Genomic DNA, 24,506 nt, shown 5'->3' on the forward strand with positions numbered 1-24,506 from the left:
CCATGAACCCCACATTCAAAGCGCCTACCTGATCCCTGATGCTGTGCTCCCGATTTCTTTCTGAAGCTCGCCGACCATGACGCGACCCGACGCTAAAATCGAAAAAGTGGACCTCTACCCCAAACCCGTCGACTTCCGAAAATCCATCAATGGCCTGGTCGCACTGGTCGAACTCGATATCAGGGAGGTGTTCGACCTGGTGCATTTCGTCTTCCTCAACAAGCCGTGCAACCGCGTGAAGATCCTGTATTGGGAGCGCAACGGCTTCTGCCTCTGGCTCAAGCGCCTGGACTCTGAACGGTTCAAAACTTCACCCGATCCGACTAACATCGCTATTGTGCTGATCGTTCAGGAACTGAACTGGCTGCTCGACGACTTTGAGCTATGGCGCAACCGTCCGCATCAGGTTTTGACGCCTCGATACGTCGCCTGATTCGGTCCGCGGCATGATTTCTACGCCCGAAACCTCCCTGGCGATCCTGTTCTGCTCAAGTAACTGCTTGAGTAGATGATCAACGAGCGCGCGTCCGACAAGGGCAAGATCGTTCATCTCGAAGAGGAAGTTGCGCTGCTGCGCCAGCGCTTGTTTGGGCGTAAGACCGAGTAGACAGGCGATTTGGTGACACCACAATTGCCGCTCTTCGACGAAGCGGAAAGCCTGGCCGAACCCTTAGATGAGGCTGGACGAAGAAGTTGATGCGCCGACCAAGTACCGGCAAGCGCAAGCCATTGCCGGCTGATTTCCCGCGTATCGAAGTTTCCACGAACTGCCTGGGCATGAGCTGACGTGCGCTTGTGGCTGCCGCAAACATGCCATCGGTGGAGAGGTCAGCGAGCAGCTTGAAATTTTCCCGATGCAGATTCGCGTCATCAAACATGTTCGCAAGTTGGAACGCTGCGTCGAGCAGGGTGACTTGCCGATCGACAATAACGCTGCCGAACGAGCGATCCGGCCGTTTGTCATCGGCAGAAAGAACTGGCTCTTCAGTGACACGCCTACAGGCGCCACGGCCAGCGCGAAACTTTACAGCTTGGTCGAGACGACCAAAGCCAATGGCCAAGAGCCTTATGCGTGTCTGCGCCACGCACTGGACCGCCTGCCGCTGGCGTCTTCAGTGGAAGACTACGAAGCACGGCTGCCGTGGAATTGCAGGCCTTAAATACATAGTTAAGTGCTCCGCCCATCTTTGGTTAGGTGGGATTCGTGGAGCGCTTACAAATCAGCTACATTCGCCCCTATGATGTGTGGCTGTATCTGACGATAGTGCTGGATTTGTTCTCTCGTCAAGTCATTGGTTAGCCAATGAAGCCAGGATTTTACAGCGACTTGGACATCGATGCGAGGTTGATTATTGTATATTGATGCTGGTCACAGCAGCAACTGATGATTCACTCTGGTCAAGGCAGCCAGTTCAGGGTGTTAGTTTGACAAGATTACTTGAAGGCCAATAATTTAATCATGTAGCATGAGCTGGTTGGAAATAGTCATAATAATACCGGAAAAAAGAAAAGGCTCATGCAGATGGTATGAGCCTTTCGTTAAGTTTGATAATGGTTGTTTATATTAGGTTAAAGCTAATGAAGTGCTCGATTTTTGTGTGGAATTGTCGTCATGTTTTTTGACTTTATCAAAGAGGATGCGGAACACAACCTTTGCTATTTGAGCTGCGAGTAGGGGAGGGACTGCATTGCCTACCTGATGAAATTGTTCAGTCCTGTTACCTTGGAAGAAGTAATTATCAGGGAATGTTTGGAGGCGGGCCGCTTCGCGTACAGATAGACTACGACATTGTGTTGGATCATAGTGGATAAAATAATGTCCATCTTTTGATATATGACTAGTTATTGTTGTTGCTGGTAAATTCTCAGCCTGCACTCGGAAGCGATCGCTGAAAACGCCGCTCTTCCAGTTCGCATGGTCGGGGGCAAGACCTTTTAGGTTAAAGCCTTTATGTCCTTTTGGAGAAACCCCATGGAGCTTCGCATAGGAGGCTGCAAAAATATATCGGCGCAGGTCTGTTAGCATGTGGCCGCGGACTTCGTGGTTAAGCCAGTAATCGAGGCTTTCATCGCGGTACCAATTGTCTAGTTGGTCGTTGCCCGTCTTGCCGTCAGTTTTGTTAGACGCTCTCTTTACACGTCTACCACCTGTGGTTTCAGGTGGGACAAAGTCTTTTGTTACGTCTCCAAGGACGCGCCACATTTCATCAGATACGTCAATTTGCTCGCGAAGGTATTTAACCTGTTCTTGTACTACAGAAGCCCAATTTTGTTGATTATCTACCATCTTCGTAAGGCCGCTACGCAGCCTCGGTAACTGGCTCAGAACTTGTCCAACAGTTGCGTCAGAACTGCTAGTGCTCATCTTGACTTGATGAGGGCTTGCAGGAAGGCAGTCTTCGGAGATGCCTAAAAGAATAACTCGGTGCCTGGCTTGAGGGATGCCATATTTTTCTGCTCGAATTATAAATGCTCTAGGATCGATTTTGTCTACGTTGTCGCCGGGAGAAAAGTGCGTTCCAGTAACTAGGGAATATATATGATAGCGTTTTCCTGTGCCTCCTTCGTGCAGAGCTTGGTGTGGGTCGGATAGATCGCGCAGTATGCTTGAGAATATGCGTTCATCGTTAACTTTTGACGAAAGAATACCTTTGACATTTTCCATTACGAAAACGGTCGGTTGTTTCTCTCTGATTATTCTCAGGTATTCCTTGTACAAAAAATGGCGGTGATCTTCTTCAGCCTTGTAGTCTGCTTTAGCTTGATTTCTAGCTCTTCCGACTACGGAGTATGCTTGGCATGGAGGTCCTCCAATTAGCACCCAAGGACGATTTTCGTTGAGCCCATGCTTCTCGTGGTTTAGTGCGTTATCTAGGATGTCATTGCCTGATACACTTCCCAGTGTTATGCACTTGGCTTCTTCTGCGGCTTCACCCCATAGCTCTTTTGTTTCGTCGGATGGTATGAATTCGCCAGTCGCAGATGGGTTGTTGCAATAATTATAGTATTCGAAAAGATGTGTCGGTTTTTTCTTTTTCAGCAGGCGAAAAAAGGCTCTCAGCCTCAGTGTTTGCCATGCTTTAGAATCCTTCTCGGCTGAAACAACAATCTCGAAACGTTGACCATCGCCGAGCGAAGTAAAGCCTTCCCCTAAGCCCCCTGGTCCAGCGAAGAGATCAACCACTTGGATTGGGTAGTCGAGCTCACCAATTGGATCTACGGGTGTAGACTCGGGAAGAAAGGTCATTTGGTCTTGATTCATGGACATAGTCAGTAAGGAAGTGAGGTCTCGCATGATGGCGGGGATCCGGGGGAGCCACACCTCTCCGGAGATCAAGGTCAGGCGCTTGTTACACCGGCATGGCTTTAGGTTTCGGCTTCACGGAAAAAAGCTACCCGGTAAGCCTGATCTGGTTTTGCCTCGTTATAGAGTGTGTATTTTTGTGCACGGGTGCTTCTGGCATAGACATCCAAGATGCCGTTATGCGACCACCCCTAAGACCCGAGCAGATTTCTGGCAGCACAAATTCGATCAGAATGTGAGCCGTGACACAAGGGTAAAAAACGAGCTGTTGGCGTCAGGCTGGAGGGTGATCGAGCTTTGGGAGTGCGGGATCCGAGGCCCTGAGTCGGAAATGGACTGGCTCTTCGAGGCAATCCGCGATTGTAATCAAAAAAGCTTGTCTTGGCCCAGCTTTCATGAGGAAGGTACAACACCGGAGTGATGGAGGCCCTCTGAATTTTTTAGCCAGCGGAGTTCTTGCGAAGCATCTGGGTCACGGTGTCATAGATTCCTAAAACGGTATGAGTGCCTTCAGGTAGATTGGACTTGGTTTCTGAAAGCACTCCCCGAGCGAATAGCTACCTCAGCGCATCATGCCCAGCTCGGCATCATCCATCAGCGCCTTAGCCAATGCGCAGAGGTAATGCGATGCCCAGATCAGCTGGGGTTTGTCTTCCATTAAGCCGTCCAGGGTCATATCCCGTGCGTAGCCCATAAGCTCCGAGGCTTGTTCTCGGGCGCTCTGGCAGGGGATGCCTGCTTCGATGCGGAACAGCGGATGGGTCTGGTTTTCACCTTGGTAGAAGGTGGTTTTGCCGACGGTGAATTTGGTTTCTTCTGTGGTCATTGTTCAGTCTCCCCGAAATCTCTAGTGCCTGGTCTGGCCTCATCGCCGGCAAGCCAGCTCCCACAAATACTGCATAGGCCTCGAGATTTGTGGCGTAGCTCAGATCCATGCGGGAGCCCGGCTTGCTCGCGATAGGGGCAGCCAGGCGACACATCAATGAAGCCTTAGTGCAAAGTCCTGGGCTCAGTGGGCATTTGCACCTGGATCAGTGCGGACTCAAGCAAAGCTCGCAGCGTCTCCAGTTCATGCATTGAGGTCATCATCAAAATCGACGCAGGCGATTTGGGCTGCAGCAGCATTGCCTGATGCACGACGGTTGCCGCGCATAGTGCATAGTCCGTGGCTTGGATCAGGGTGTCTTCAAGGCAGAGAGTCTTGTGGGGAGGATCTGGAACAATCTTGAGCATGGTGAAGCTCCAACGTAGAAGGAGGAGCTACCACGGCCATGCCGTCAAGCAATGGGGTGGTAGCTGTACGCGGGTTGACGGACCGAGACGTTGGCACTCGGCGCACCACAGGGTGCCCGCACGTACAGCCACCATAAAAGTGTGCACATGAGGACAGCGTCATCGGTCCGTCAAAACCGGTCGCTGAATTGGCAGCGACGAGCCGAGACTAAAATCCACGTTGGTCATGTGCAACGAAAAACAGGCGCAGGGAGTATCTTTGGGAAATGGCCTACAAGGAAGGGGTTAATTCTGACTTTTTTTGCCCGTTCACCTTCATTGCCTGCAACACTGGCTGCTCTGTTAACGGTTTGTGGATCTCAAAAAGCTTTCCACTCACGAATCCCTGTATCCAGTTATGTCGCGATGCCAACAAACGGCCCAGCATGGACTTTCATCACTCAAGCCCTGAAACTGACCCGCTCGCATCTGCACCAAGGCAGGTCACGGGCCAACCCCTGACAACGGACGCCAAGTAACAGCCCATGGAATGCACCGAAGATGACTATCGAAGCTTTTGCCCCTTTCCAGCGCCTCGCCACTGACCTGCTGAAGTACCTACCGGCTGACCAGCCAGATGGCTCCCACGACCTGTCCCACATCCATCGCGTATGGGGCAACGCACAACGGATACAGCGCGTAGAAGGCGGCGACCTGGAAGTGCTGCTTGCAGCGACTGTGCTGCATGATTGTGTCGCAGTAGAAAAGAACTCGCCCTTGCGTGGGCAGGCGTCAACGCTGTCCGCACAAAGGGCGGCGTCAATCCTGGCTGATATGGGCTGGCCCTTGCAGCGCATCGAGCAGGTGGCGCATGCAGTCAAAACCCACAGCTACTCGGCTGGCTTCGAGCCGCTCACCCTTGAGGCCAGAATTCTTCAGGACAGTGATCGCTTGGACGCCATAGGTGCAGTGGGTATCGCCCGGTGTTTTTACGTTTCCGGGCGAATGGGGTCGGCACTGTACGATTTCGAGAACCCCACTGCGTGGGGGAGGGAGTATCAGGACAAGGCGTATACGGTCGAGCACTTTCATACCAAGCTGCTCAAGCTTGCGTCAGGTTTTAAAACTGCTGAAGGGGCTCGGCTGGCTGCTGAACGTCATGCTCGGCTTGAAGTGTTTCTTGCGGATTTCATGGATGAGATCGGGGCTGGCGGGCAGGGGTGAAGTGACGGGGCTTGGGACGATTGGCAGGTTTTTTTGGCGTGAGCCAGCTGTATTGGAACTGCTCACGACTGGATCGATTTTGTGGGTGGCTTTGGGGAAGTAGCCAGGCCCTGGGGCGGGTAGCTGTGGTGTCATGGGCCTGAGTGTTCTGTTTGGGCGGGGAAGAATTTAGCGTGGGCATGGCACCGGCTGCGCCGGTGTTCGCGGCTGAAGCCGCTCCCACAGGGGGGCCTGCTAATTCAGGGAGATATTTGCAGTTTTTGAGGGCGGGTTTGTTCGTGAAGACCTTGTCGGCGATGCCATTCGCTGTGTTGGAGTCTTCGTGGGTATGTTGGACCGCGGCGCCGCCGGTCCCTTAGAGGCTGGGTCTGTGCTTATCGGTTGAGCTATCCGTGCGGCAACGCACCTCTGGGCTGGGCCTTCTTGTACTAGGTTCTGCTGATCGATGAGTTGTGTGCAGTTTTTTTGAGCGGGTTTACAGTGGATGGCACGGGCTGCGCCCATGTTCGCGGGCGCGCCCGCTCCCACAGGGATCGCGCCATATTTTAGATTTTGAGCAAGGCCTTTGCTGCCACAGGGATCGCGGCAACATTTAGAGTTTTTGCAAGGCAGTTGCTTTCACAGGGGACGTACAGGGTTTGAGTGCTGGGTTTGCGGCTTTTAGATGATCCAGCTTTGGCGGCAAGGGCATGCCGAGCGGGGCGGGCTCTGGGATATGAACAGCCGGGCTGACATGCGAGAAGAGATGCCGTACAGCCCGGATCGTGCTCGTCTCAGAGAGGCGGCACTACATAGATAACCCGATCACGCCCATTCTGTTTGGCGGTATAGAGCCCCTTGTCGGCGCGTTCCAGTGCGTCATCCAGCGTTTCACCCTTGGCGAACAGCGTGCACCCAATGCTCAGGGTTACCTTCAACTGACCACAGGGCAACTGCATCGGGCTGGCACCCACCTGTTCGCGAATCCGCTCAGCAATCCGCGTCAGTTCTTCGCTGTCTTTGACGTGCAAAATAGCGACGAACTCCTCACCCCCATGGCGCACCAGCAGGTCATCGGGGCGAAGTGCTGCGCGCAGGCGGCGGGCAGATTCGCAAAGCACCTTGTCACCGCCGCCATGGCCGTACTTGTCGTTGATGGATTTGAAGTGATCCAGGTCGGCATAAACCGCACCCAGTTGTAAGCCGTTCAACTCTGCCAATCGCCGTTCATGGTCTTCAAACGCCGACAGCGCGCCGCGGTTCCACAGTTGTGTCAAAGGGTCGAGCAGGGCTTTGCGCTGCTCGCGATCCATTTCAAGCCGCAGATCGCGGTTCACCTGCGCCAAGGTACGCAGTTGCAGATATCCCTCGGCGAGCGTGGCCAGGTCCCTGAAGTTCGCTTGTTGAGCCTCGCTGAGCACGCGCGGGTGGGGATCGAACATGCACAGCGTGCCGATGGCTTTGCCGTTGCCGGCGCGCAGGGGGTGGCCGGCGTAAAAACGGATATAGGGCTCGTTGAGCACCAGTGGATTGTCGTCGAACCGGCTGTCGCGCTTGGCATCGGGGACCATCAGGGTTTCGTCACCGAGAATGGCGTAGCCGCAGAAGGAAACACTGCGCGTCGTTTCGGTTGCCTCAAGCCCTATTCGAGCCTTGAACCACTGTCGGTCCTGGTCGATCAGGCTGATAAGCACAGTATCCACATGGGCCAGGTCCTGGGTAAGCCGCACCAGGGTATCGAGGTAATGCTCGGCTGGTGTATCGACCAGGTTCATGTCATCGAGCGTGCGCTGGCGAAGCGCTTCGTCTGCGGGTAAAGGGCAAGCTGGCATCGTTGGTCCTCCATTCCCTGGTTGGCTGCTTTTGCACCTGGCGGGGGCGCGTTCTCTATACCGTCGAAACAAGCACAGCATAGGTTATAGCGTGGAGCCTTGGGCTGCAGGTGCGGCTGGCCATTCTTGCCGAGAGTGTGATTTCTTTCGCTCGATCTTCGTCAAGAATGCTACCCCTTAGCCGTCGTCTGGGGACTGATACAGGGCCTTTCATGCAAACGCTGTTGAACGAGATTCTCGAAGAAGTACGTCCCTTGATCGGCAAGGGCAAAGTGGCTGACTACATTCCTGCGCTGGCCGATGTGCCAGCGAACCAGCTGGGCATCGCGGTCTATGGCAACGATGGCAGCTATTACTGCGCAGGCGACGCCCTGGTGCCGTTCTCGGTACAGAGTATTTCCAAGGTGTTCAGCCTGGTGCAGGCGATTGGGCACTCGGGGGAGGCAATTTGGGAGCGGCTTGGCCATGAGCCTTCCGGCCAGCCGTTCAACTCGCTGGTGCAGCTGGAGTTCGAGCGTGGTCGGCCGCGTAATCCTTTTATCAATGCGGGGGCGTTGGTGATCTGCGATATCAACCAGTCGCGCTTTGCTGCACCCACGTTGTCGATGCGCGATTTTGTGCGGCGGCTATCGGGCAATCCGCATATCTCGATCGATGCTCGCGTTGCCGATTCGGAGTATCAATTCCGCGCGCGTAACGCGGCCATGGCTTACCTGATGCAGTCGTTCGGCAACTTCCATAACGAGGTGGAGACGGTGCTGCGCAGCTATTTCAGCTATTGCGCGCTGCAGATGAATTGCCTGGACCTGGCCCGGGCGTTCTGTTTCCTGGCCAACGATGGTTTTTGCAAGCACAGCGGTGAGCAGATTTTGACCCGGCGTCAGACCCAGCAGGTGAACTCGATCATGGCCACTAGTGGGTTGTATGACGAAGCAGGGAATTTCGCCTATCGGGTGGGGTTGCCGGGCAAGAGTGGCGTGGGGGGCGGGATTGTGGCGATCGTGCCGGGGCAATTCACCGTGTGCGTGTGGTCGCCGGAGTTGAATACGGCGGGTAACTCCCTGGCGGGGATGGCGGCGCTTGAGTTGCTGAGTACACGGATTGGGTGGTCGGTGTTCTGATTGGCGGGCTCGCTTGTTGTGCGATGTGGCGGTTTGACTTACCTGTGCAGAATGCGACGCGGTGTATGGCACCGGCTGCGCCGGTGTTCGCGGGTGAACCCGCTCCCACAGGTACTGTGGCTGCGTTGAAGGCTGTGGTGATCCTGTGGGAGCGGGCGTGCCCGCGAAGAATGCGACTTGGTGCATGGCACCGGCTGCGCCGGTGTTCGCGGGCAATGCACAGGCCACGAGATCTGTGGCGCAGCTCAGCAGCCTTCATGGATGAGGTCGGGGAAAGCGGGGCCGGCAGAGGTGCGTGAATCCCTTGTGGGGTATGGCGAATCTGTGGGGCTGGCTTGCCCTACGATGCAGGCGACTCGCTGGATGGCGTGGGCTTTGCCCGTGTTTGCGGGGCACCCTGCTACCCTAGCGGGTCGAGTTGAGATGGGTGAGATTGACCGATCGACTCAATCACAACCGTAGGGCCCATAGTCTTCAGGAAATAGCTCTCGGTGCCGAACTCTCAGCAATCCTTTTGCCGCGTGCATCACATCACAACGTCTGGACTGATGAGAGCCCAGAAGGTGTCGCTCCAAGCCAGTTGGTACGGCAAAGCCAACACCATATGTCTGAGTCGTTTCTCCGCAAAGCGGGCATGCCGCCCGACCTTGTGGGTCTGCTTCCACCAGTTCCAGGACCTTCCGAACGGTCTCGTATTGCCAGGATCTTCCTTGTTCCTGAGTGAAGCTGTAGGGCGGCTTTATGAGGATACGGAACCGCTCAGGGACCAGCGACAATACAGCCTGCCGTAATACATACATTTCCTCACGCATACGTTCCATACGTGCTTCGGGTAATAAAGCTGGATCTACAAGATAGCGTCTCGCCACGTTAGCTCTTCCATTAATCTCGGGTTAGAGAAAGGTGCAGGCAGGAGCCCGTTCGGATGACATTCTGCCTAGGGCAGTGCTCACCCAAAACTAAGTATCAGCCTCTGATCCACCGTCCTGGTGCGCTTCCATCGTTGCACGCTGGGCGGCAAGCACCTGCTGCGTCGTCAGCTCGATGAAGTCGAACACCGCTTCGGGGACCCTGTATAGGTATTGCTTGCGCCGATTGTTGGATACGACTCCCCCATTGCTCAGGCACATCATGACCAAGTTTGCGAGGTCGCTGCCGCGAACATCGAATCGCTCATCCACGGCTTTGTAGACGGTGTCATAGTTTTCCAGGAAGGCTGTCTCATCTCGCAGCTCAACTTCCAAAGCACGCTTTGCCATCAGGCAAGTGAATACCACGCTGGGTGTTGCATCCCAGAACCGGTACACGGCATCAGCGCCCTTGAACTCAAAGCTGAACTGCTCGTAATCGATCCAGTTCACACGCCAAAACTCCCGCACCGGCTTGGAAAAGGCCTGCAGTGTCTCCAGGTACATGCGTTCCTCCCGTTTCATGGCGACAGATACTGGCAGCAGCAGGCCATTATCAAGCGCTTCGGATTGGCAGAAGGCCTGGTGGATCAAGAAGCGCGACAAGCGACCGTTACCATCCATGAAGGGGTGCAGGAACACGAAGCCAAAAGAGATGATGCCTGCAACGACCAGCGGATCGACCTGGGTTGGGGCCTCATTGGCAAAGCGCATCAGGCTTTCCATCAGTTCCCGGCACAATTCAGGAGGAGGTGGCACATAGGTTACGCCTGCAGCACCATGCATACCGTTACTTAGGTGGTTCTGCTCATGCCGAAACGCAGCTGCCAGATCCAAAGGGTTCGCCACAGCAGCGTTCTGCAGGTTGACCAGATAGTCCTCGGTCAGCGGTTGGCGTTCGTGAGCCTGGCGCAACAGTTGGATGAAGCGGCGGGACTTATCTTCAGTTGGAGCTTCTTTCTCGATAGCGAACGAGTCTTGGGTTTCGTGTAGATACGCCCAGTTGATAGCCCGGTCCATCATCATCGGAGGGAGTGAATCGATGAATTCCTTGGCTTTGCCAAGAATGTCATGCGCTAGAAGCGCTGAGACCTCCGGGGTACGCTCGACGGTGGCGCAGTACGATAGATCTCCCAGGCCGTTAAACTCCACCCGCCACTTGGAATTCCGTTCGCCCGGCCGAGTAATGTACTGCTTCGGATCGAACAACTGAACGAATGCTCCGCGCACAGGCGAAGGCTGCACGATCTCTTCGCCGGTGAAGGCTTCCCTCAGGTAGCAGGCTTTGCGGATGTAGACCCCGTTAGGGGAAGCCCTCAGCGCTTCAAGGAAATGCTCGGCAGGAATCTGGGCTAGGGCTTGGGCGAGAATTGAGAGGTTGATACCCTCATGCTTAAGCGCGAAAAGCACATTCCCAAGGAGGTCCTCCTCTGCGGGAGCCAACCTCTGGGGCACTGCGAGCGTGCGTCCGATCACTTCAATCCGGGTGACCGGTTGGACGATAGCAGGGCGGTTGAGCGCAACCGCAGTTATCTGCAGCCTATCGTGTAGTAGCGAATATCCGGCTGCTCGCATGCACCTTTCCTTCCGTTTAATGGTGAGCGCCGATATTTTCTTGACTGGGCTCACAAAATCTTGAGGTCTAGCGATTATGCCGATTTTTCTTTCAGTTTCCAGCTAATGGCTTATGTGTGGCCACTATATTGCCATCTTTGTGCTCGCAATCTTCCCTTTCAATCAATCGCCGGCGCAGCAATTTTCTTCACTGGGAAACGAAAATCTTCAAATTTTCCAGTAGCACAGATTTTTTCTTGAGTCGCGACACGCTTAAGCACTCCGCGTAGCGCGCTTCCATAGGGGTCTTCGAACTGATCATTAATTGTCCCTCGAGAAATTTTTGCAAACTGCAACGAGGTACCTGGTTCGTCACCCAACATACCTATGGCTACCTCAATCGAACTCATGCCCCCCACCAGCTATCTCTCGAGCAACCCAGCCCTTGAACGCCTCCGCCACCGGCGATGGGTGCATGGCGCCTGATTGGGCCAGCACCACTTTTTGCGGTGATACCTCTTCCAGTAATGGCCGGCATAGCAGCGGTGTGCCGTCATAGCAGTGGTCCCCGGCGGGCCGGGTGCATGACAGGGCAACCCCATAGCCATGCGCGACGAGGCCCCGTTGCATCTCGAAGGTCTGGGTGTATTGCTGAGTGCGTGGTTGCAGGTTGTGCGCCCAAAACAGTGAAAGAAAATACTCACGCGTTTGTGCGATGTCCTCAAGAATCAAACACTCCTGCGCCAGCTCATGCAGCGGTATCGCTGCCAGGTGGGCTAGGCGGTGGTCAGTGGCGATGAGTGCGTAGGGCTTCAACTCAGCCAGTACCTGGCGCGGCAGCAAGGGATCAAGGCCAATGTCATAAGTCAGCGCGAGCTCGGCTTTACCGGCGCTCAAGTGGCGGTGTACGCCTGCCAGGTCAGTCTCGAAAAGCGTTACCTCGACATCGGGATACTGCTTGCGAAAACTCGACAGCAGCCGCGGCGCGTAATAGGGGCCCAAGTCTTGAAAGCAGATGAGCGACAGGTTGCCGCGAAGCGAGCCGCGCGTGGTATCCGCGTTCTGATTCATGGCAATGGCCATGCCGATGATATCGCGTGCCTGGGCCAATAAACGCGTGCCCGCTGACGTCAGCTCCAGTCCGCGGCTCACCTGGCGCCGGAACAGCCTCTCGTTCAGCGCCTCTTCCAGCTGGGCGATCGCTACCGAAACCGATGGCTGTGAAACGTGCCGGGCTCTGGCCGCAGCGCTGATGCTGCCGTGCTCGGCCACGGCGACGAAGTACTCGAGCTGCCTGAACGAGAACCCTATCATCTTTTCCTATACTCGGGATTAGGAAATATATTCTTTTCCTATTGTGGCTGAAAAGCAATACTCGCGGTGCACCTTGCTTATTCCGCTTGAAAACTGGCAGTGGTGCTGTTGCCCAATAAAAAGACCAAAGGGTGCTTATGAAACAGTCCGCCGAATTTCAACTGAGTGACGAAACCATCGAGGCTTTCCAGCGTGATGGTGCCGTCTGCGTACGTAATTTGTTCACGCCGGAAGAAGTTGCACTGCTCGAAACCGGCATCGAACAGAACCTGAAAGCCCCAAGCGAGCGCGCTAAAGTGGCAAGCCGCCCTGATGACCCGGGTTGGTTCTTCGAAGACTTCTGTAATTGGGGGGATATTTCGGCCTATCGCCAGTTCATCTTCGAAAGCAGGGTAGGTAGTGTTGCAGCGCAACTCATGAACAGTGAGACAGCCCGGCTTTATCACGATCACCTGCTGGTCAAGGAGCCAAACACGCGCCAGCGAACGCCCTGGCATCAGGACCAGCCGTACTACAACATCGACGGGCGGCAGAACTGCAGCATGTGGATGCCAGTCGACCCGGTCTCGAGAGAATCCACCCTTGAATTCGTAGGGGGCTCGCACCTTGGGCCATGGCTGATGCCGCGCAGCTTCCTCGACAGCCAGGCGCAATGGTTCCCGGAAGGCAGCCTTGCGGACTTGCCGGATATCGAGGCCGATCGCAGCGCCTGGAACATCCTCGGCTGGGAGCTCTCCCCAGGCGACGCCGTGTTCTTCCACATGCTCACCTTGCACGCCTCGGGCGGTGTCGGGGGCAACCGTCGGCGTCGTGCCTTCTCGGTACGTTTCCTGGGCGATGACATTACTCACGCACCGCGCCAGTGGAAAACCTCGCCACAGTTTCCCGGCCTCGAAACGCAACTCGCCAGCGGTGCCCAAATGAACCACGAACTGTTTCCGGTGCTGTGGCCTAGGGCTTGATGATTGGAATGCTGCGTGCCTGATAAAACCGCACGGCATTAGCGTTGTGCGGACCTGATAATAAAACCAAGAAGGTATCTATGAGCGCTCAATCTTCACACCAGTTGAAGCGGGGTCTCTCTACCCGGCATATTCGTTTCATGGCGTTAGGTTCTGCTATCGGTACGGGGCTGTTCTATGGCTCGGCATCGGCAATAAAGTTGGCAGGGCCTTCAGTTTTGCTGGCTTATCTGATTGGTGGCGCCGCCATTTACATGATGATGCGCGCCCTTGGCGAAATGGCGGTTCATAACCCGGTGTCAGGCTCGTTCGGGCACTATGCCAGCCAGTATCTGGGGCGTTACTTTGGCTTTCTGACAGGTTGGAGTTACGCGTTCTCGATGTTGGTGGTTTGCCTGGCAGACGTGACGGCCTTTGGCGTTTACATGGGGCTGTGGTTCCCTGAAACACCTGCCTGGATCTGGGTGCTTGGGATAGTGTTCTTTATCGGGGCGCTGAACCTGTGCAGCGTGAAAGTGTTCGGGGAAATGGAGTTCTGGCTGTCGTTGCTGAAGGTGACCGCGATCGTTGCCATGATTGTGGCAGGCGCGGCTGTGCTGCTGCTGGGTATCCAGTTGAATGACGATGCAGGCACGGTTGCCGGAGTCTCGAATCTATGGAGCCACGGCGGGTTCTTCCCTAATGGCGTCAGTGGGATGATCGCTTCGTTCACTGTCGTGATGTTCGCCTTTGGCGGGGTCGAAATGATCGGCATCACCGCAGGCGAGGCAAGGGACCCGAAGCGCGTGCTGCCGAAGGCTATCAACTCGGTGCCCCTGCGCATCCTGCTGTTCTACATTCTTACCCTGTTCGTACTCATGGCCATTTATCCTTGGACCAGCATTGGCAGCCACGGTAGCCCGTTCGTGCAAATCTTCAGTGGTCTTGGCATCAGTTCAGCGGCCACCGTGTTGAACATCGTGGTGATTTCAGCTGCTGTTTCGGCGATCAATAGCGATATCTTCAGTGCTGGGCGGATGATGTACGGAATGGCTCAGGACGGCCAGGCGCCAGCCGGTTTTGCATCGTTGTCGCGATTCGGTGTGCCGTGGATGACGGTTGCGGTGATGGGCGTCGCGCTGCTTCTGGGTGTGGTATTGAACTACCTGGTGCCGGAAGACTTGTTCCTGGTTCTTGCGGCGGTAGTCACGTTCTCCATTGTCTGGGTCTGGTTGATGATCCTGCTTTCTCAAGTGGCCATGCGGCGCGGCATGAGCAATGAGGAGGTGGTAGCACTGGATTATCGTGTGCCGCTGTGGCCGGTAGGGCCAGCTTGCGCGATTGCTTTCATGGTGTTCATTTTTGGTGTGCTCGGTTGGTTCCCGGCCAGCCGCACAGCCATGTATGTCGGGGTTGGCTGGTTGGTGCTGCTATCCCTGGGTTACTGGTTGTGGGGTGTGCGTGCGCCACGTCATGTGTCGGCCAGCGCTTGAGGCATTGAACCAAACTGTGGGAGCGGGCTTGCCCGCGAAGAATCCAACGCGGTGGCTGGCACCGGCTACGCCGGTGTTCGCGGGCATGCCCGCTCCCACAGGTACTGCAACTGCCTTGAAGGCTGTGGTGATCCTTACCTTCTAGGCCCCGGGGGCATCGGCCTTCTCATTCAGATGGGGCAGTACGGGATTCGCGGTCAATATCCTCCGGCCAATGAACCTTGGGCGCCAGGCAATGCATATGGCTCAGGCCATCGTCATCGTTCCAGTCACGGGGTGGGTGCACGAACTTCGGCAAGGCTTCGGGACCTTGCTGCATGAACAGCCGGGCGATGGCCCAGTAGGCTTCGCCTTGGTAGAGGTCATAGGTGAAGAACACGCGGTCGATGACTTCATTGGTGTCCGGGTTGCGGATCGACAACATGACGTTTTCGATCAGGCCACCGTGGCCGGGGGCGTAGACTCGGTAGACTTCGGCGGTTACGTCGTCCCAGTTGTAGGCGACCGGTTTGACGCCCCATCGTTTGCGACTGAAGATGAAGATACGGTCATATCGAAACTCATAAATATATATTTTTTGGCGTAGTCGATTGAAGCGAATTGGCTCGTCTCTAGGGGCAACCAGATCAAGCCTGACATAGGCAGTCAAAGCCCATAATGCTACCGGGGGAAGAGCTATTGATATGTTTGTAAGCCAGTCGCGCGGCCAACCGCCATGCAAAAGGATCCAATATAAGTAAAGCGTCATTCCTAGAATAAATAGTAAGCTCGGAACCCCAACCAAAAATATAACACCTCGAAGGATGGTGCTGCTCCGTGGTAACTCGAGATACACATCATCGAAATAATTGGGTGCAGGCTTGACACTCGCCCATACGCTCCGCCATTTTGGCACTTCATCCACCTTGGGAAGGTCATGACTCCAGCCTAAAGCGCGTTCGCACAAAACTTCATCATCACGCTTCACTCGTTAATCTCCCTTGCACAAACCCCAATGTACCCACTTGGCATCTAGGCAGAGCGTGTAGCAGCAGGGTGCTTACCGGGCCCTCAGCACCTCGCGCTAAGGTTTTAGACGACTTCATCTGTTGTCGGTGCGCTGCGAGACTCCAAGTCGATTTTCGCTGGCCATCGGACCTTGGGGGCGAGGTATTGCATCGGGTTCAGACCATTGCCAACCTTCTGACCCTGCAAAGGGCGTATAGAGTCAGGAAGAGCGTCATAGCCACTTTGCATGTACAAACGTGCCAGTGCCCAATACTGCTTGCCTTGCTCTATGTCGTCACATAGGAACAGGCGGTCGATGACTTCCTCGGTGCCTGTTTTACGAACCGATATCATTACATTTTCAATGAGGCCGCCGTAGCCCATTGGGGCGTATACCCTGTAAACCTCGGCAGTTAGGTCGGCCCAGTCATAGGCCACAGGTTTTACCCCCCAACCCTTGCTGCCGAAGGGGTATAGGCGATCAAATCTGTACTCGTAAAAATAGACTTTTTGACGTGCTCTGTTGAAGCGTATGGGTTCATCGCGAGGAAGTCGTAGGTCCATACGAAACAATGGAAAAAAGGCCCAGGTTGAAAGAATTATAATCATGATGCCTATGGTCGTAATTTCAATTCCCGATTGCCAGTCGTCAAGGAGGGAAGTGATGATGTCTGGCACGATAAACACCATGGTGTAAATTAAAATAATCAAGCCTCCGAAAAAAGATATCCCCCGCACGCTGACCGACGACCTTGGGAATTCGATAAATATATGTCCAGCCCGATTGATCTTTAAATTAGATGCCAAACACACCTCGCGCTGCGCGGGTGCAATATCATGCGGAGGAAGATCATACTTCCAGCCCATCCCTCGGGTAGGTAGCATCTTTCTCTTTCTTTTCATGCATTCAGTTCCGTGGAAACAGTGATGGGTAGGACGATGATGGCCTGGCTGATGATGGCAAGCAGAGCGGGGAGCAGCCTGCCGCAGGGCCTGACTGGGCAGTGGCCACGCGGCAAGAGTGAGGCTGCCGCAACCCAGGGCAGCCTATACCTTCTGGACTTGGGGTTCATCGGCCCTCTCAGTCAGATGGGGCAGTACGGGACTCACGGTCAATGTCCTCCGGCCAATGAACCTTTGGTGCCAGGCAATGCATGTGGCTCAGGCCATCGTCATCGTTCCAGTCACGGGGTGGGTGTACGAACTTCGGCAGGGCTTCGGGGCCTTGCTGCATGAATAGTCGGGCGATGGCCCAGTAGGCTTCGCCTTTGTAGAGGTCATAGGTGAAGAACACACGGTCGATGACTTCGTTGGTTTCCGGGTTGCGGACCGACAGCATGACGTTTTCGATCAGCCCACCGTGGCCGGGGGCGTAGACTCGGTAGACTTCGGCGGTTACATCGTCCCAGTTGTAGGCGACCGGTTTGACGCACCAGCGTTTGCGGCTGAAGATGAAGATGCGGTCATATCGAAATTCATAAATATATATTTTCTGGCGAAGTCGGTTGAAGCGAATTGGCTCGTCTCTAGGGGCAACCAGATCAAGCTTGATGTAAGGAATCAAGGCCCACAGTATTGCTGAGGCGGTAATTATCAATGATAGATTCATCAGCCAGTCGTGCCGCCAGTCGTCGTATAATAAATCCCAGTACAAGTAAAACGCCATTCCAAAAAGAAAAAGCAGACCCGCAACACCGATTAGGAATATAACGCCTCGAAGGATGGTGCTGCTCCGCGGCAACTCGAGATAAACATCATCGAAATAGTTGGGCGACGGTTTGACACTCGCCCACACTTCCCGCCACTTTGGCACTTCATCCACCTTGGGAAGGTCATGGCTCCAGCCTAAAGCACGCTCCCACAGAACTTTACCATCACGCTTCACTCGTTAGTCTCCCTGATACAAATCTCAATGTACCCACTTGGCAAGCTCCGATCCGGCCAGTACATCACCAACAGCGTAGCTGCCAGAGTCGTGTGTTTTCCTATAGTCGCCATGAGCGATATCGAGCCAGAAATCTCTAACTGACAGAGTCCAGTAGAATAAGGTTTCTGCTTCTCGCTAATTGAAATACTGCGGTCGTGATCGGGGATCAGTGGCGATGCAAAGCTGGAAAATGAAGAGGACGGTGAGAGAGGTTCTTCAGCGTTTGCAAAGAAATTGCCCGAAGCAATAGTTTCCCCACCAACGTAATCAGGGTGATTGCCGTCACCGTGACGATGTACAATCAATTTCCAGCGATATCCCGAGGACCGCTCATCGTACAGAGGCAATGCGATCAAGAATTTTAACTTCCTAATTATTTCGGCACTAATCAAGCCGCCGACTTTCGGAAGTCCTGGTTCAGTGGCCAAGCGCGACTCAAAATTCAACTTCGCCTGAACGCCTAGCGTGGCAGCATTGAGTTCGGCAAAAGCGATATCCGCATGTTCTGGAGCATTCCAATGAATACTCGGCTTTTCGTTTGCTTTTCCAAAGCAGCATCGCCTTACCCACCGCTCCAGATCCGTTGATTCATTTTCCTGAGCCAGTTTGCTTAGTTGATAAGCAGCAAGCGTGAGGGCTATCGCCAGTCCCAACGGGCCGAAAAACAAGGGCTTGAGTACTGCAACACTAAATACAATAGTGCCCGAGCCATATAAGAGGAATGAAAAGAAGTGTTGGCTCCTCGCTGCATCATCACCCGCAGCGGCGGTGCGCCTCATGGCATTGATTGCTTGAGCCGCATCAAAGACCCCTGCAACCGCACTCACCAAAGCACCAAGCCTTATCAAGGCCCCCCCACTGGCTGCAACACCCTTTGCCCACCCCAAATTCAGTGGACCAGCACTTGATCTCAAAATGAGCCCAACCAGCTCGATTTGCCCTCCCAACAGGCCCAACTGCGATCCTTGCAACGCCAACTTGGCTTCATACGCCTTGGGCCCAATCTCCGTTTCCGCCTTTTCCTGATTCCTGCCCAGGCTGTCCTGCTGCAGATACAACCCGCCTATCGCCAGCAGAACCTCCCAGCTGCCAGCAATCCCGCGCAACCCGGAAAAACCGGTTTTTACCAATCGGGTCGCCTGCTGCGTCGTGATCTTCATCCCGTGCAACAACCTGCGCGCATCGGTTTCCAACGTCCCTGCCGCCACCGAGATATCCACCAAGGCAAGCTGCGCCGCGCTGCTCGCCTGGGTCACGCCCATGCTGACCTCCTTGAACAACCGCCCATGCACTTCCTCGGCCTTGCCCTCGACCCACACCGTCACGCTGATCATCGAATTGGTGAACCGCGGGTCGAGTACGGCCAGGCTCATCAGCCCATGCTGGATGATCGGCCGCACCTTGCGCATGGCCTTCATCGAGCCAAACTCGAAGTCATCGATATTGCGGCGCATCCGGTCCCGTGCCTCGGCGATCGACGCATTGGCCTTGTGCTGCAACTCCCGAAGGTGCGCGCTCTGCAAGGCGTAGTACTCGCCCAGCTTCATCTTCACTTCCAGCTCGATCAGGTGGACGCCGTTGTAGAGAAACTGCGTGGCGCTGTTCAGATGCCGCACGGCCTTCTGAATGCCAGGCGACAGACATGGCGCCAGCCGCTGACTGGCCGCATTGAGTGCGCCCTGTGTTTCAGCAATGGCCTGCTTGAGGGTATTGCGCATGCGCAGGCCGGCGTCATCGCTGGCGATGATCTTGCTCAGCATGCCGTAGAGCTTGTCGCTGTCGTTCCAGTTGATCGCTTCTGTGGCCGAGAAACTGGGTAGCAGCCCGGCCAGCAGTGCCTGGTCGCGCATCAGCAAGGCGCGGTAGGGCGGGCTGTCCGGGTCCTTTAGCCATTTCAACCAGAGCAGTTCGCTGGTGCCGGAAGCGGGCACATGCGGTTCAAGGTGGGGAACGACAGCTTCCGTAACGCCACCACCCAGGCACAGGGCCATGGTCTTGGCGTAGGCCACCCCGGACTCGCGATCGTTGCCGTCGTAGTCGTACGCCTCGGCCACCTTGAACATGGGTGTATCGAACAAGGCAACGTACGCCCTTGTGTCCTTGTCGATGTAACGCTGAAACTCGCGCTCCTGTTGCTCGTATTCAGCCTGGAACGCTGCCCGCTGCGGTTCGTGGTAGCGCTCTTCAAGCCGCTCGTCACTCTCCTGCTGCGCACGCTCGACCAACAGCTGCCGCTCGACTGCCGGGTCGGTGAACACCGGCGGCCCATCGCCCGTCATCGGCTCCAGCAACGGCACCTTCTGCGCCGCCCACTCCCTGTGCGTGGCACGAATGATCTGCAGGATCTGCGAGGTCTGCAGCTGATAGGCCCGCATCGGTTCTTCACGCCAGGCCTGACGCTTCAGTACCCAGTTCAGACGCTGATGGTTGTACTCCTGAATCAACCCGACGGTATCGTCGAGCACCACCGCCAGCACGCCGTTTTCCAGCTTGTGCCGGTTGACCGCATTGACCAGATAGCCGCGCAGGGCGAACCGGCGCAACCAGCGGCTGTGGAAGCCATGTGCACTGTCGAAGGGGGCGCAGCCATGCTGGGCGTACTCGAACACCTGCTGGTCGACCCCAAGCTTATCGGGCGTCATGGCGATGCCCAGCAGCTCGGGATTGTCGCGTGCCTGAATCAGGTCCAGGCCCTCGAAGCGATGCGCAGGCGACGCGCCGCTCTTGTAGGCGTTCAGCACGCTCACCGGCCAAGGATCGCTGGAGAAGGCCAGCCAGGCGCTGGCGTACCTGCTGGTATCGATGTTGAGAAAGGCCGAAGGAACGTCGTGATCTGCGTTCACGCATTTTTCGGGCAGCGGCGAAGGCGGGCCGTCTGGCGGCTCATAAGGATTAAAGCGGCGCAGATGACCTTGCTCGCTGACGGCATAGGCGTGCCAGACCTGCTGGTCGAGCAGGACATACAGGTAGCCCCTGCGCAAGGTGCGCAAGCCGATCTTCGCCGTGATATGCCGGTTATCCGCCACGGTGGAGACACACTCGGGGCGGGTATCGGGCACCAGGGCGCGGCGCAGCGGCAGGATCGGCAGGCCCTGGCGCTCGCAGAACATGCACTGGTCGTGCGGCAGCCCGGCTTCGGCGATCGCGAGGGCAATACGTTGGCTGATGGTCATGAGCGATCCTCGTGTTGGACAGGTCCTTGTCGACCTCTGAACACTAACGGGGAATCGCTTTCCAGAGAGGCTTTGGGCTTCCTAAAAGCTTGTAGGAAACGTCTCTTAATGATGGATGCAGCTCAGTGTATGGCCATGGCCGGTACCCCGGCCTTTTGCGCCACCTGTCGAACCCGGGGCACTGCTGGTGGCCGTTTTCCGTCCGATCTGTATGCGCGATCAACGCGCAAACCCAGGAGAACTTCCATGGCAAACGATCAGAATGACCCCGGCCTCGAGCAAACCGAATCCCAGCCCGGCAGCGGTGACGGAGAGGTCCCGCTACCTTCGGATGACGAAGGCCCGATCGAGGAGGAGATGGAGGACGTGCAGGCCAACAATTCGGTTTCTGCCGAGCACCCGCAGCCTCGCTGACGGAATTGCCCGGAACGAATGCGGTTCACACCTTTTCTTGCGAGGTATGCAGCGATGAGCCCCGATCCGAATGCACAAGGCGGCACGAACCCGGACATGCCCACTTCACCTGACCCGGCCGTTGACCCCGACCGCCCGACCATACCCGACCCTGACGACGACCCGCTCATGAACGAAGAAGAGGGTGGTGATTGGCAGGAGGAAGACAGCTTGGCTGATGACGGCAGGCAGAGCGTGGAGCAGCCTGCGGTAGACCTGGATCAGCGCAGGGAGTGACCATTGATAGGGCAGGGCCCTGTGGGTTTACCCGCGAAGAATCCAACGCGGTGCATGGCACCGGCTGCGCCGGTGTTCGCGGGCATACCCGCTTGTGTCTTGATGGGGGATTAGAATTTGGAGTGAGAGCGGTGAATGGCAAGCTGAATGCCGTAGGTGCCTTGAGCACGTGTGGGAGCAAAAGCTGCCATTCACCGTTCCACTTTGGCGAGAGCCCGAACAGTTGGATGCGGCTCTGATCTCGAATCACAAGCGTGGGCCAAGCCAAAGTCCTCTCACTGTGTTGAGTTTAGGAGGTTTTGGTGATGGCTTCCTTCTTGGGTATCGATGTTTCCAGTCTCTCCCTTGATGCTGCGGTGCGGCCACAGGGCATCAAAATGCATTTAAGCAATGATCCAACAGGGTTTGAGGCGCTACTGGAGAGCCTTCGCAAGCTCAGTATCAAGCGCGTCCTGTTAGAGGCGACGGGTGGCTACGAGCGAGATGTCATGTGTTTTCTACAGGACGCTGGCTACAAGGTCATACGCGTCAATCCCAGGCGAGCCAGGTCATTCGCTGACTCTTTAGGCATCAAGGCCAAGACTGACGCCATCGACGCCGAGGTTCTGGCGCACTATGCCGAAGTCATTCCAGATCAACCCTCTCTGCGAGTCAGCCCCGAACGAGCGCTTCTGCGAGAGTTGCTTCAGCAACGTGATCGGATGGTTCAACAGCGAGATGACGACCTGCGGCGCCTGAAGCAGGTGCAATCGACTGCAGTTGCTAACTACCTGAATGCCAACCTGAAACACTTCAAGGCGCAGATCAAACGGGTTGAGTGTGAGATCGAACAGCAAATCGCGATGCTGAACGACGAACGGGTTGCCCAGCTGATCAAAGTGAAAGGCATTGGGATGGTGACAGCGGGCAAACTAATAGCGCTGCTGCCGGAGCTAGGTCGGGTTGAGTCCAGAGAAATTGCCTCCCTGGTTGGGGTGGCGCCCTTCAACCACGACAGCGGGAAATTCATGGGCAAGCGCTCTATCTCTGGCGGGCGATTTGCGGTCAGGCGATCGCTGTACATGGCATGCCTTGTGGCGATGAAATACAACCCAGCACTCAAGGCTCGTTATCAGTCACTGCGGGAGCGCGGAAAACTTCCCAAAGTCGCTATCGTGGCCTGCATGAGAACGTTCATCGTGCGGTTAAATGCCATGCTCAGAACGGGTACATCATGGCTCGATCTAGTGCTACCGCAGCCTGAAGGTACAACGTAAATCCAGAACGCAGCGTGAGCCGCCTGGAAGCGGGCTTGCCCGCGAAGCCAACACCGTGGTGGATGGCACGGGCTTCGCCCGTGTTCGCGGGCAAGCCCGCTCCCACAGGGATCGCGCCAGCTTTTTGAAATTGAGCAAGACAGTTGCTCCCACAGGTACTGCGGCTGCGTTGAAGGTTGTGGTAATCCTGTGGGAGCGGGTTTACCCGCGAAGACTCCAGCGCGGTGGCTGGCACCGGCTGCGCCGGTGTTCGCGGGTGAACCCGCTCCCACAGGTACTGCGGCTGCCTTGAAGGTTGTGGTAATCCTGTGGGAGCGGGCGTGCCCGCGAAGAATCCAGCGCGGTGGCTGGCACCGGCTGCGCCGGTGTTCGCGGGTGAACCCGCTCCCACAGGTACTGTGGCTGCCTTGAAGGTTTTGGTAATCCTGTGGGAGCGGGCATGCCCGCGAAGAATCCAACGCGGTGCATGGCACCGGCTACGCCGGTGTTCGCGGAACAAGCCCGCTCCTACAGGTACTGCGGCTGCCTTGAAGGCTGTGGTGATCCTGTGGGAGCGGGTTTACCCGCGAAGAATCCAACGCGGTGCATGGCACCGGCTTCGCCGGTGTTTTCGGGTAAACCCGCTCCAGCGCATCAGGATATAAGCGATACCTCATGCTCAAACGGCAGGTCCGGGCCCACTCGGGAGCAGGTGATCGCCGCAGCACGGATCGCATAGGCAAGCATCGCATCGATGGTGTCACGCTCAAGCATCGCCAAACCTGCTGGGCTGTCGGCTCCGAGCCTGGCGAGGTAGGCGAGCACTGCCGCCTGGAAGGTATCGCCAGCACCCACGGTATCGCGCACCGGTAAAGACGTATCCGCCGGACGCAGCCATGACCCGTACGCGCAATGCACGCTTGCCCCGTCACCGCCATGCGTGACAAACACCAGCCTGCACCGTTCGCCAAGCCAGCCTCGAGCCACTTCTGCGGGGTCGCGCCCCGGGTACAGCAGGGCCAGGTCTTCCTCGCTGGCCTTGATCAGATGGGCGCGGCCGGCAAAGGCTTCAACCTGGCGCCGCCACAGTGCCACATCCGGCTGCGGGTTCAGCCGCACGTTCGGGTCGAGGCTGATCAGGCGTTGATCACTTTCGCGTTGCACCAGCGCCATCAGCGTATCGGCCACGGGCGTCACCACCAGGGTGTACGACCCCACATGCAGCCCGCGCACGCGCTCATCCAGCGCAGGCAGATGTTCCAGCCGCACCTGTCGGTCCGCGCAGCCTTCACCGCGAAACTGGTACTGCGCCGAGCCGTTGGCATCCAGGCCGACCATGGCCAGTGTGGTTGGCGCATCACTGCTCACCAGGTAGCCGCACTCCACGTTTTCCTCTTCAAGCACCCTGCCCAGTCGCACACCCAGGTAGTCACTGGACAGGCCGCCGAACAACGCGGCGTCCGCGCCCAGCCGGCGCAGGCCGACCGCGACATTGAACGGCGAGCCGCCGGCAATCGCGGTAAAGCCCAGCTCGCTACTGCGGGGGCTGTTTTCCACGCTGAACACATCGAACAAGGCTTCGCCACACACCAGATACATGGAGTTCTCCAAT

21 protein-coding genes and 2 pseudogenes are annotated in these 24,506 nt (G+C 56.3%); 11 read left to right on the forward strand and 12 right to left on the reverse strand.

Annotated elements, in window-relative coordinates:
* Positions 1-76 precede the first annotated feature (76 nt).
* The 3 genes and pseudogenes from tnpB to C163_RS27465 form a co-directional block, all read left to right on the forward strand.
* Complete coding sequence (tnpB, locus tag C163_RS09525; protein ID WP_025338546.1) at positions 77-433, forward strand: IS66 family insertion sequence element accessory protein TnpB; 357 nt, start codon at positions 77-79, stop codon at positions 431-433.
* A gap of 75 nt (positions 434-508) precedes the next feature.
* Positions 509-1,160 (forward strand): annotated as a pseudogene (locus C163_RS09530) (transposase).
* Positions 1,161-1,219: 59 nt separating this feature from the next.
* Positions 1,220-1,426: pseudogene (locus C163_RS27465) on the forward strand (IS3 family transposase); the annotation flags it as partial.
* Between the two features lie 138 nt (positions 1,427-1,564).
* Here C163_RS27465 and C163_RS26340 read toward each other — a convergent pair.
* Positions 1,565-3,262 carry a DNA cytosine methyltransferase gene (locus C163_RS26340; RefSeq protein WP_256220393.1) on the reverse strand — a complete coding sequence of 566 codons (1,698 nt, stop codon included), beginning with the start codon at positions 3,260-3,262 and terminating at the stop codon, positions 1,565-1,567.
* A 34-nt stretch (positions 3,263-3,296) separates the two neighbouring features.
* Here C163_RS26340 and C163_RS26345 point away from each other — a divergent pair, with 34 nt between their 5' ends.
* A complete protein-coding gene (locus C163_RS26345; protein ID WP_371257961.1) occupies positions 3,297-3,725 on the forward strand; it encodes a very short patch repair endonuclease in 429 nt (142 codons plus the stop codon).
* Positions 3,726-3,866: 141 nt separating this feature from the next.
* Here the strand turns inward: C163_RS26345 and C163_RS09535 are convergent, their stop codons facing one another.
* Both C163_RS09535 and C163_RS09540 read right to left on the reverse strand, forming a co-directional pair.
* Positions 3,867-4,130 (reverse strand): DUF3077 domain-containing protein, encoded by a 264-nt coding sequence (locus C163_RS09535; protein WP_003256566.1) that lies wholly within the window; start codon positions 4,128-4,130, stop codon positions 3,867-3,869.
* 164 nt (positions 4,131-4,294) lie between these two features.
* A complete protein-coding gene (locus C163_RS09540; protein ID WP_025338548.1) occupies positions 4,295-4,537 on the reverse strand; it encodes a hypothetical protein in 243 nt (80 codons plus the stop codon).
* 540 nt (positions 4,538-5,077) lie between these two features.
* On the opposite strand from C163_RS09540, the gene C163_RS09545 reads away from it, so the two are divergent.
* A complete protein-coding gene (locus C163_RS09545) occupies positions 5,078-5,740 on the forward strand; it encodes an HD domain-containing protein (protein WP_025338549.1) in 663 nt (220 codons plus the stop codon).
* A gap of 773 nt (positions 5,741-6,513) precedes the next feature.
* Here the strand turns inward: C163_RS09545 and C163_RS09550 are convergent.
* Positions 6,514-7,551: a sensor domain-containing diguanylate cyclase gene (locus C163_RS09550; RefSeq protein ID WP_025338550.1), complete on the reverse strand. Its 1,038-nt coding sequence runs from the start codon at positions 7,549-7,551 to the stop codon at positions 6,514-6,516.
* Positions 7,552-7,763: 212 nt separating this feature from the next.
* On the opposite strand from C163_RS09550, the gene glsB reads away from it, so the two are divergent.
* Positions 7,764-8,672, forward strand: coding sequence for a glutaminase B (gene glsB / locus C163_RS09555; protein ID WP_025338551.1), 909 nt, complete (start codon positions 7,764-7,766; stop codon positions 8,670-8,672).
* A gap of 959 nt (positions 8,673-9,631) precedes the next feature.
* Here the strand turns inward: glsB and C163_RS09560 are convergent.
* The 3 genes from C163_RS09560 to C163_RS09565 all read right to left on the reverse strand — a co-directional run bounded on the left by C163_RS09560 (position 9,632) and on the right by C163_RS09565 (position 12,448).
* The gene (locus C163_RS09560) at positions 9,632-11,155 is read right to left on the reverse strand and encodes a Fic family protein (RefSeq protein WP_025338552.1); all 1,524 of its coding nucleotides are present in this window, start codon (positions 11,153-11,155) and stop codon (positions 9,632-9,634) included.
* Positions 11,156-11,313: 158 nt separating this feature from the next.
* Positions 11,314-11,544 carry a hypothetical protein gene (locus tag C163_RS27100; RefSeq protein ID WP_155951615.1) on the reverse strand — a complete coding sequence of 77 codons (231 nt, stop codon included), beginning with the start codon at positions 11,542-11,544 and terminating at the stop codon, positions 11,314-11,316.
* Positions 11,531-12,448 carry a LysR family transcriptional regulator gene (locus C163_RS09565; protein ID WP_025338553.1) on the reverse strand — a complete coding sequence of 306 codons (918 nt, stop codon included), beginning with the start codon at positions 12,446-12,448 and terminating at the stop codon, positions 11,531-11,533. The genes C163_RS27100 and C163_RS09565 overlap by 14 nt, the downstream gene beginning before the upstream one ends.
* A 137-nt stretch (positions 12,449-12,585) precedes the next feature.
* Between C163_RS09565 and C163_RS09570 the strand changes: the two genes are divergently transcribed.
* Together C163_RS09570 and C163_RS09575 are read left to right on the forward strand one after the other, a co-directional pair.
* Positions 12,586-13,410, forward strand: a complete 825-nt coding sequence (locus tag C163_RS09570) for a phytanoyl-CoA dioxygenase family protein (RefSeq protein ID WP_025338554.1) — start codon at positions 12,586-12,588, stop codon at positions 13,408-13,410.
* An 80-nt stretch (positions 13,411-13,490) separates the two neighbouring features.
* Positions 13,491-14,882 carry an amino acid permease gene (locus C163_RS09575; protein WP_025338555.1) on the forward strand — a complete coding sequence of 464 codons (1,392 nt, stop codon included), beginning with the start codon at positions 13,491-13,493 and terminating at the stop codon, positions 14,880-14,882.
* Between the two features lie 166 nt (positions 14,883-15,048).
* On the opposite strand, the gene C163_RS27470 is transcribed toward C163_RS09575, so the two are convergent.
* The 4 genes from C163_RS27470 to C163_RS09595 form a co-directional block, all read right to left on the reverse strand.
* A complete protein-coding gene (locus tag C163_RS27470) occupies positions 15,049-15,849 on the reverse strand; it encodes a DUF6708 domain-containing protein (RefSeq protein WP_256220394.1) in 801 nt (266 codons plus the stop codon).
* 104 nt (positions 15,850-15,953) lie between these two features.
* Positions 15,954-16,772, reverse strand: coding sequence for a DUF6708 domain-containing protein (locus C163_RS09585; RefSeq protein WP_256220395.1), 819 nt, complete (start codon positions 16,770-16,772; stop codon positions 15,954-15,956).
* 178 nt (positions 16,773-16,950) lie between these two features.
* Complete coding sequence (locus tag C163_RS27695) at positions 16,951-17,754, reverse strand: DUF6708 domain-containing protein (protein WP_371257956.1); 804 nt, start codon at positions 17,752-17,754, stop codon at positions 16,951-16,953.
* The gene (locus tag C163_RS09595) at positions 17,751-20,969 is read right to left on the reverse strand and encodes a T6SS effector BTH_I2691 family protein (RefSeq protein WP_025338559.1); all 3,219 of its coding nucleotides are present in this window, start codon (positions 20,967-20,969) and stop codon (positions 17,751-17,753) included. Before C163_RS09595 ends, C163_RS27695 begins: the two co-directional genes overlap by 4 nt.
* Positions 20,970-21,215: 246 nt before the next feature.
* Here C163_RS09595 and C163_RS27305 point away from each other — a divergent pair, with 246 nt between their 5' ends.
* From C163_RS27305 to C163_RS09605, 3 genes are all read left to right on the forward strand, one after another.
* Positions 21,216-21,383 carry a hypothetical protein gene (locus tag C163_RS27305; RefSeq protein ID WP_023660823.1) on the forward strand — a complete coding sequence of 56 codons (168 nt, stop codon included), beginning with the start codon at positions 21,216-21,218 and terminating at the stop codon, positions 21,381-21,383.
* A gap of 96 nt (positions 21,384-21,479) precedes the next feature.
* A complete protein-coding gene (locus C163_RS09600) occupies positions 21,480-21,659 on the forward strand; it encodes a hypothetical protein (RefSeq protein ID WP_170978830.1) in 180 nt (59 codons plus the stop codon).
* A gap of 305 nt (positions 21,660-21,964) precedes the next feature.
* Complete coding sequence (locus C163_RS09605) at positions 21,965-22,915, forward strand: IS110 family transposase (RefSeq protein WP_025337292.1); 951 nt, start codon at positions 21,965-21,967, stop codon at positions 22,913-22,915.
* 633 nt (positions 22,916-23,548) lie between these two features.
* Here the strand turns inward: C163_RS09605 and C163_RS09610 are convergent.
* Positions 23,549-24,493: a carbohydrate kinase gene (locus tag C163_RS09610; protein ID WP_025338561.1), complete on the reverse strand. Its 945-nt coding sequence runs from the start codon at positions 24,491-24,493 to the stop codon at positions 23,549-23,551.
* Between the last annotated feature and the right edge of the window lie 13 nt (positions 24,494-24,506).

The organism is Pseudomonas sp. FGI182 (assembly GCF_000511325.1).
GTDB lineage: Bacteria > Pseudomonadota > Gammaproteobacteria > Pseudomonadales > Pseudomonadaceae > Aquipseudomonas > Aquipseudomonas putida_Z.

What these genes read in the sequence shown, in the direction of transcription:
- tnpB (WP_025338546.1), top strand. Translation starts at nt 77, where the DNA reads ATGACGCGACCCGACGCTAAAATCGAAAAAGTGGACCTCTACCCCAAA.
- C163_RS26340 (WP_256220393.1), bottom strand. Translation starts at nt 3,262, where the DNA reads ATGAATCAAGACCAAATGACCTTTCTTCCCGAGTCTACACCCGTAGAT.
- C163_RS26345 (WP_371257961.1), top strand. Translation starts at nt 3,297, where the DNA reads ATGGCGGGGATCCGGGGGAGCCACACCTCTCCGGAGATCAAGGTCAGG.
- C163_RS09535 (WP_003256566.1), bottom strand. Translation starts at nt 4,130, where the DNA reads ATGACCACAGAAGAAACCAAATTCACCGTCGGCAAAACCACCTTCTAC.
- C163_RS09540 (WP_025338548.1), bottom strand. Translation starts at nt 4,537, where the DNA reads ATGCTCAAGATTGTTCCAGATCCTCCCCACAAGACTCTCTGCCTTGAA.
- C163_RS09545 (WP_025338549.1), top strand. Translation starts at nt 5,078, where the DNA reads ATGACTATCGAAGCTTTTGCCCCTTTCCAGCGCCTCGCCACTGACCTG.
- C163_RS09550 (WP_025338550.1), bottom strand. Translation starts at nt 7,551, where the DNA reads ATGCCAGCTTGCCCTTTACCCGCAGACGAAGCGCTTCGCCAGCGCACG.
- glsB (WP_025338551.1), top strand. Translation starts at nt 7,764, where the DNA reads ATGCAAACGCTGTTGAACGAGATTCTCGAAGAAGTACGTCCCTTGATC.
- C163_RS09560 (WP_025338552.1), bottom strand. Translation starts at nt 11,155, where the DNA reads ATGCGAGCAGCCGGATATTCGCTACTACACGATAGGCTGCAGATAACT.
- C163_RS27100 (WP_155951615.1), bottom strand. Translation starts at nt 11,544, where the DNA reads ATGAGTTCGATTGAGGTAGCCATAGGTATGTTGGGTGACGAACCAGGT.
- C163_RS09565 (WP_025338553.1), bottom strand. Translation starts at nt 12,448, where the DNA reads ATGATAGGGTTCTCGTTCAGGCAGCTCGAGTACTTCGTCGCCGTGGCC.
- C163_RS09570 (WP_025338554.1), top strand. Translation starts at nt 12,586, where the DNA reads ATGAAACAGTCCGCCGAATTTCAACTGAGTGACGAAACCATCGAGGCT.
- C163_RS09575 (WP_025338555.1), top strand. Translation starts at nt 13,491, where the DNA reads ATGAGCGCTCAATCTTCACACCAGTTGAAGCGGGGTCTCTCTACCCGG.
- C163_RS09585 (WP_256220395.1), bottom strand. Translation starts at nt 16,772, where the DNA reads ATGAAAAGAAAGAGAAAGATGCTACCTACCCGAGGGATGGGCTGGAAG.
- C163_RS09595 (WP_025338559.1), bottom strand. Translation starts at nt 20,969, where the DNA reads ATGACCATCAGCCAACGTATTGCCCTCGCGATCGCCGAAGCCGGGCTG.
- C163_RS27305 (WP_023660823.1), top strand. Translation starts at nt 21,216, where the DNA reads ATGGCAAACGATCAGAATGACCCCGGCCTCGAGCAAACCGAATCCCAG.
- C163_RS09600 (WP_170978830.1), top strand. Translation starts at nt 21,480, where the DNA reads ATGCCCACTTCACCTGACCCGGCCGTTGACCCCGACCGCCCGACCATA.
- C163_RS09605 (WP_025337292.1), top strand. Translation starts at nt 21,965, where the DNA reads ATGGCTTCCTTCTTGGGTATCGATGTTTCCAGTCTCTCCCTTGATGCT.
- C163_RS09610 (WP_025338561.1), bottom strand. Translation starts at nt 24,493, where the DNA reads ATGTATCTGGTGTGTGGCGAAGCCTTGTTCGATGTGTTCAGCGTGGAA.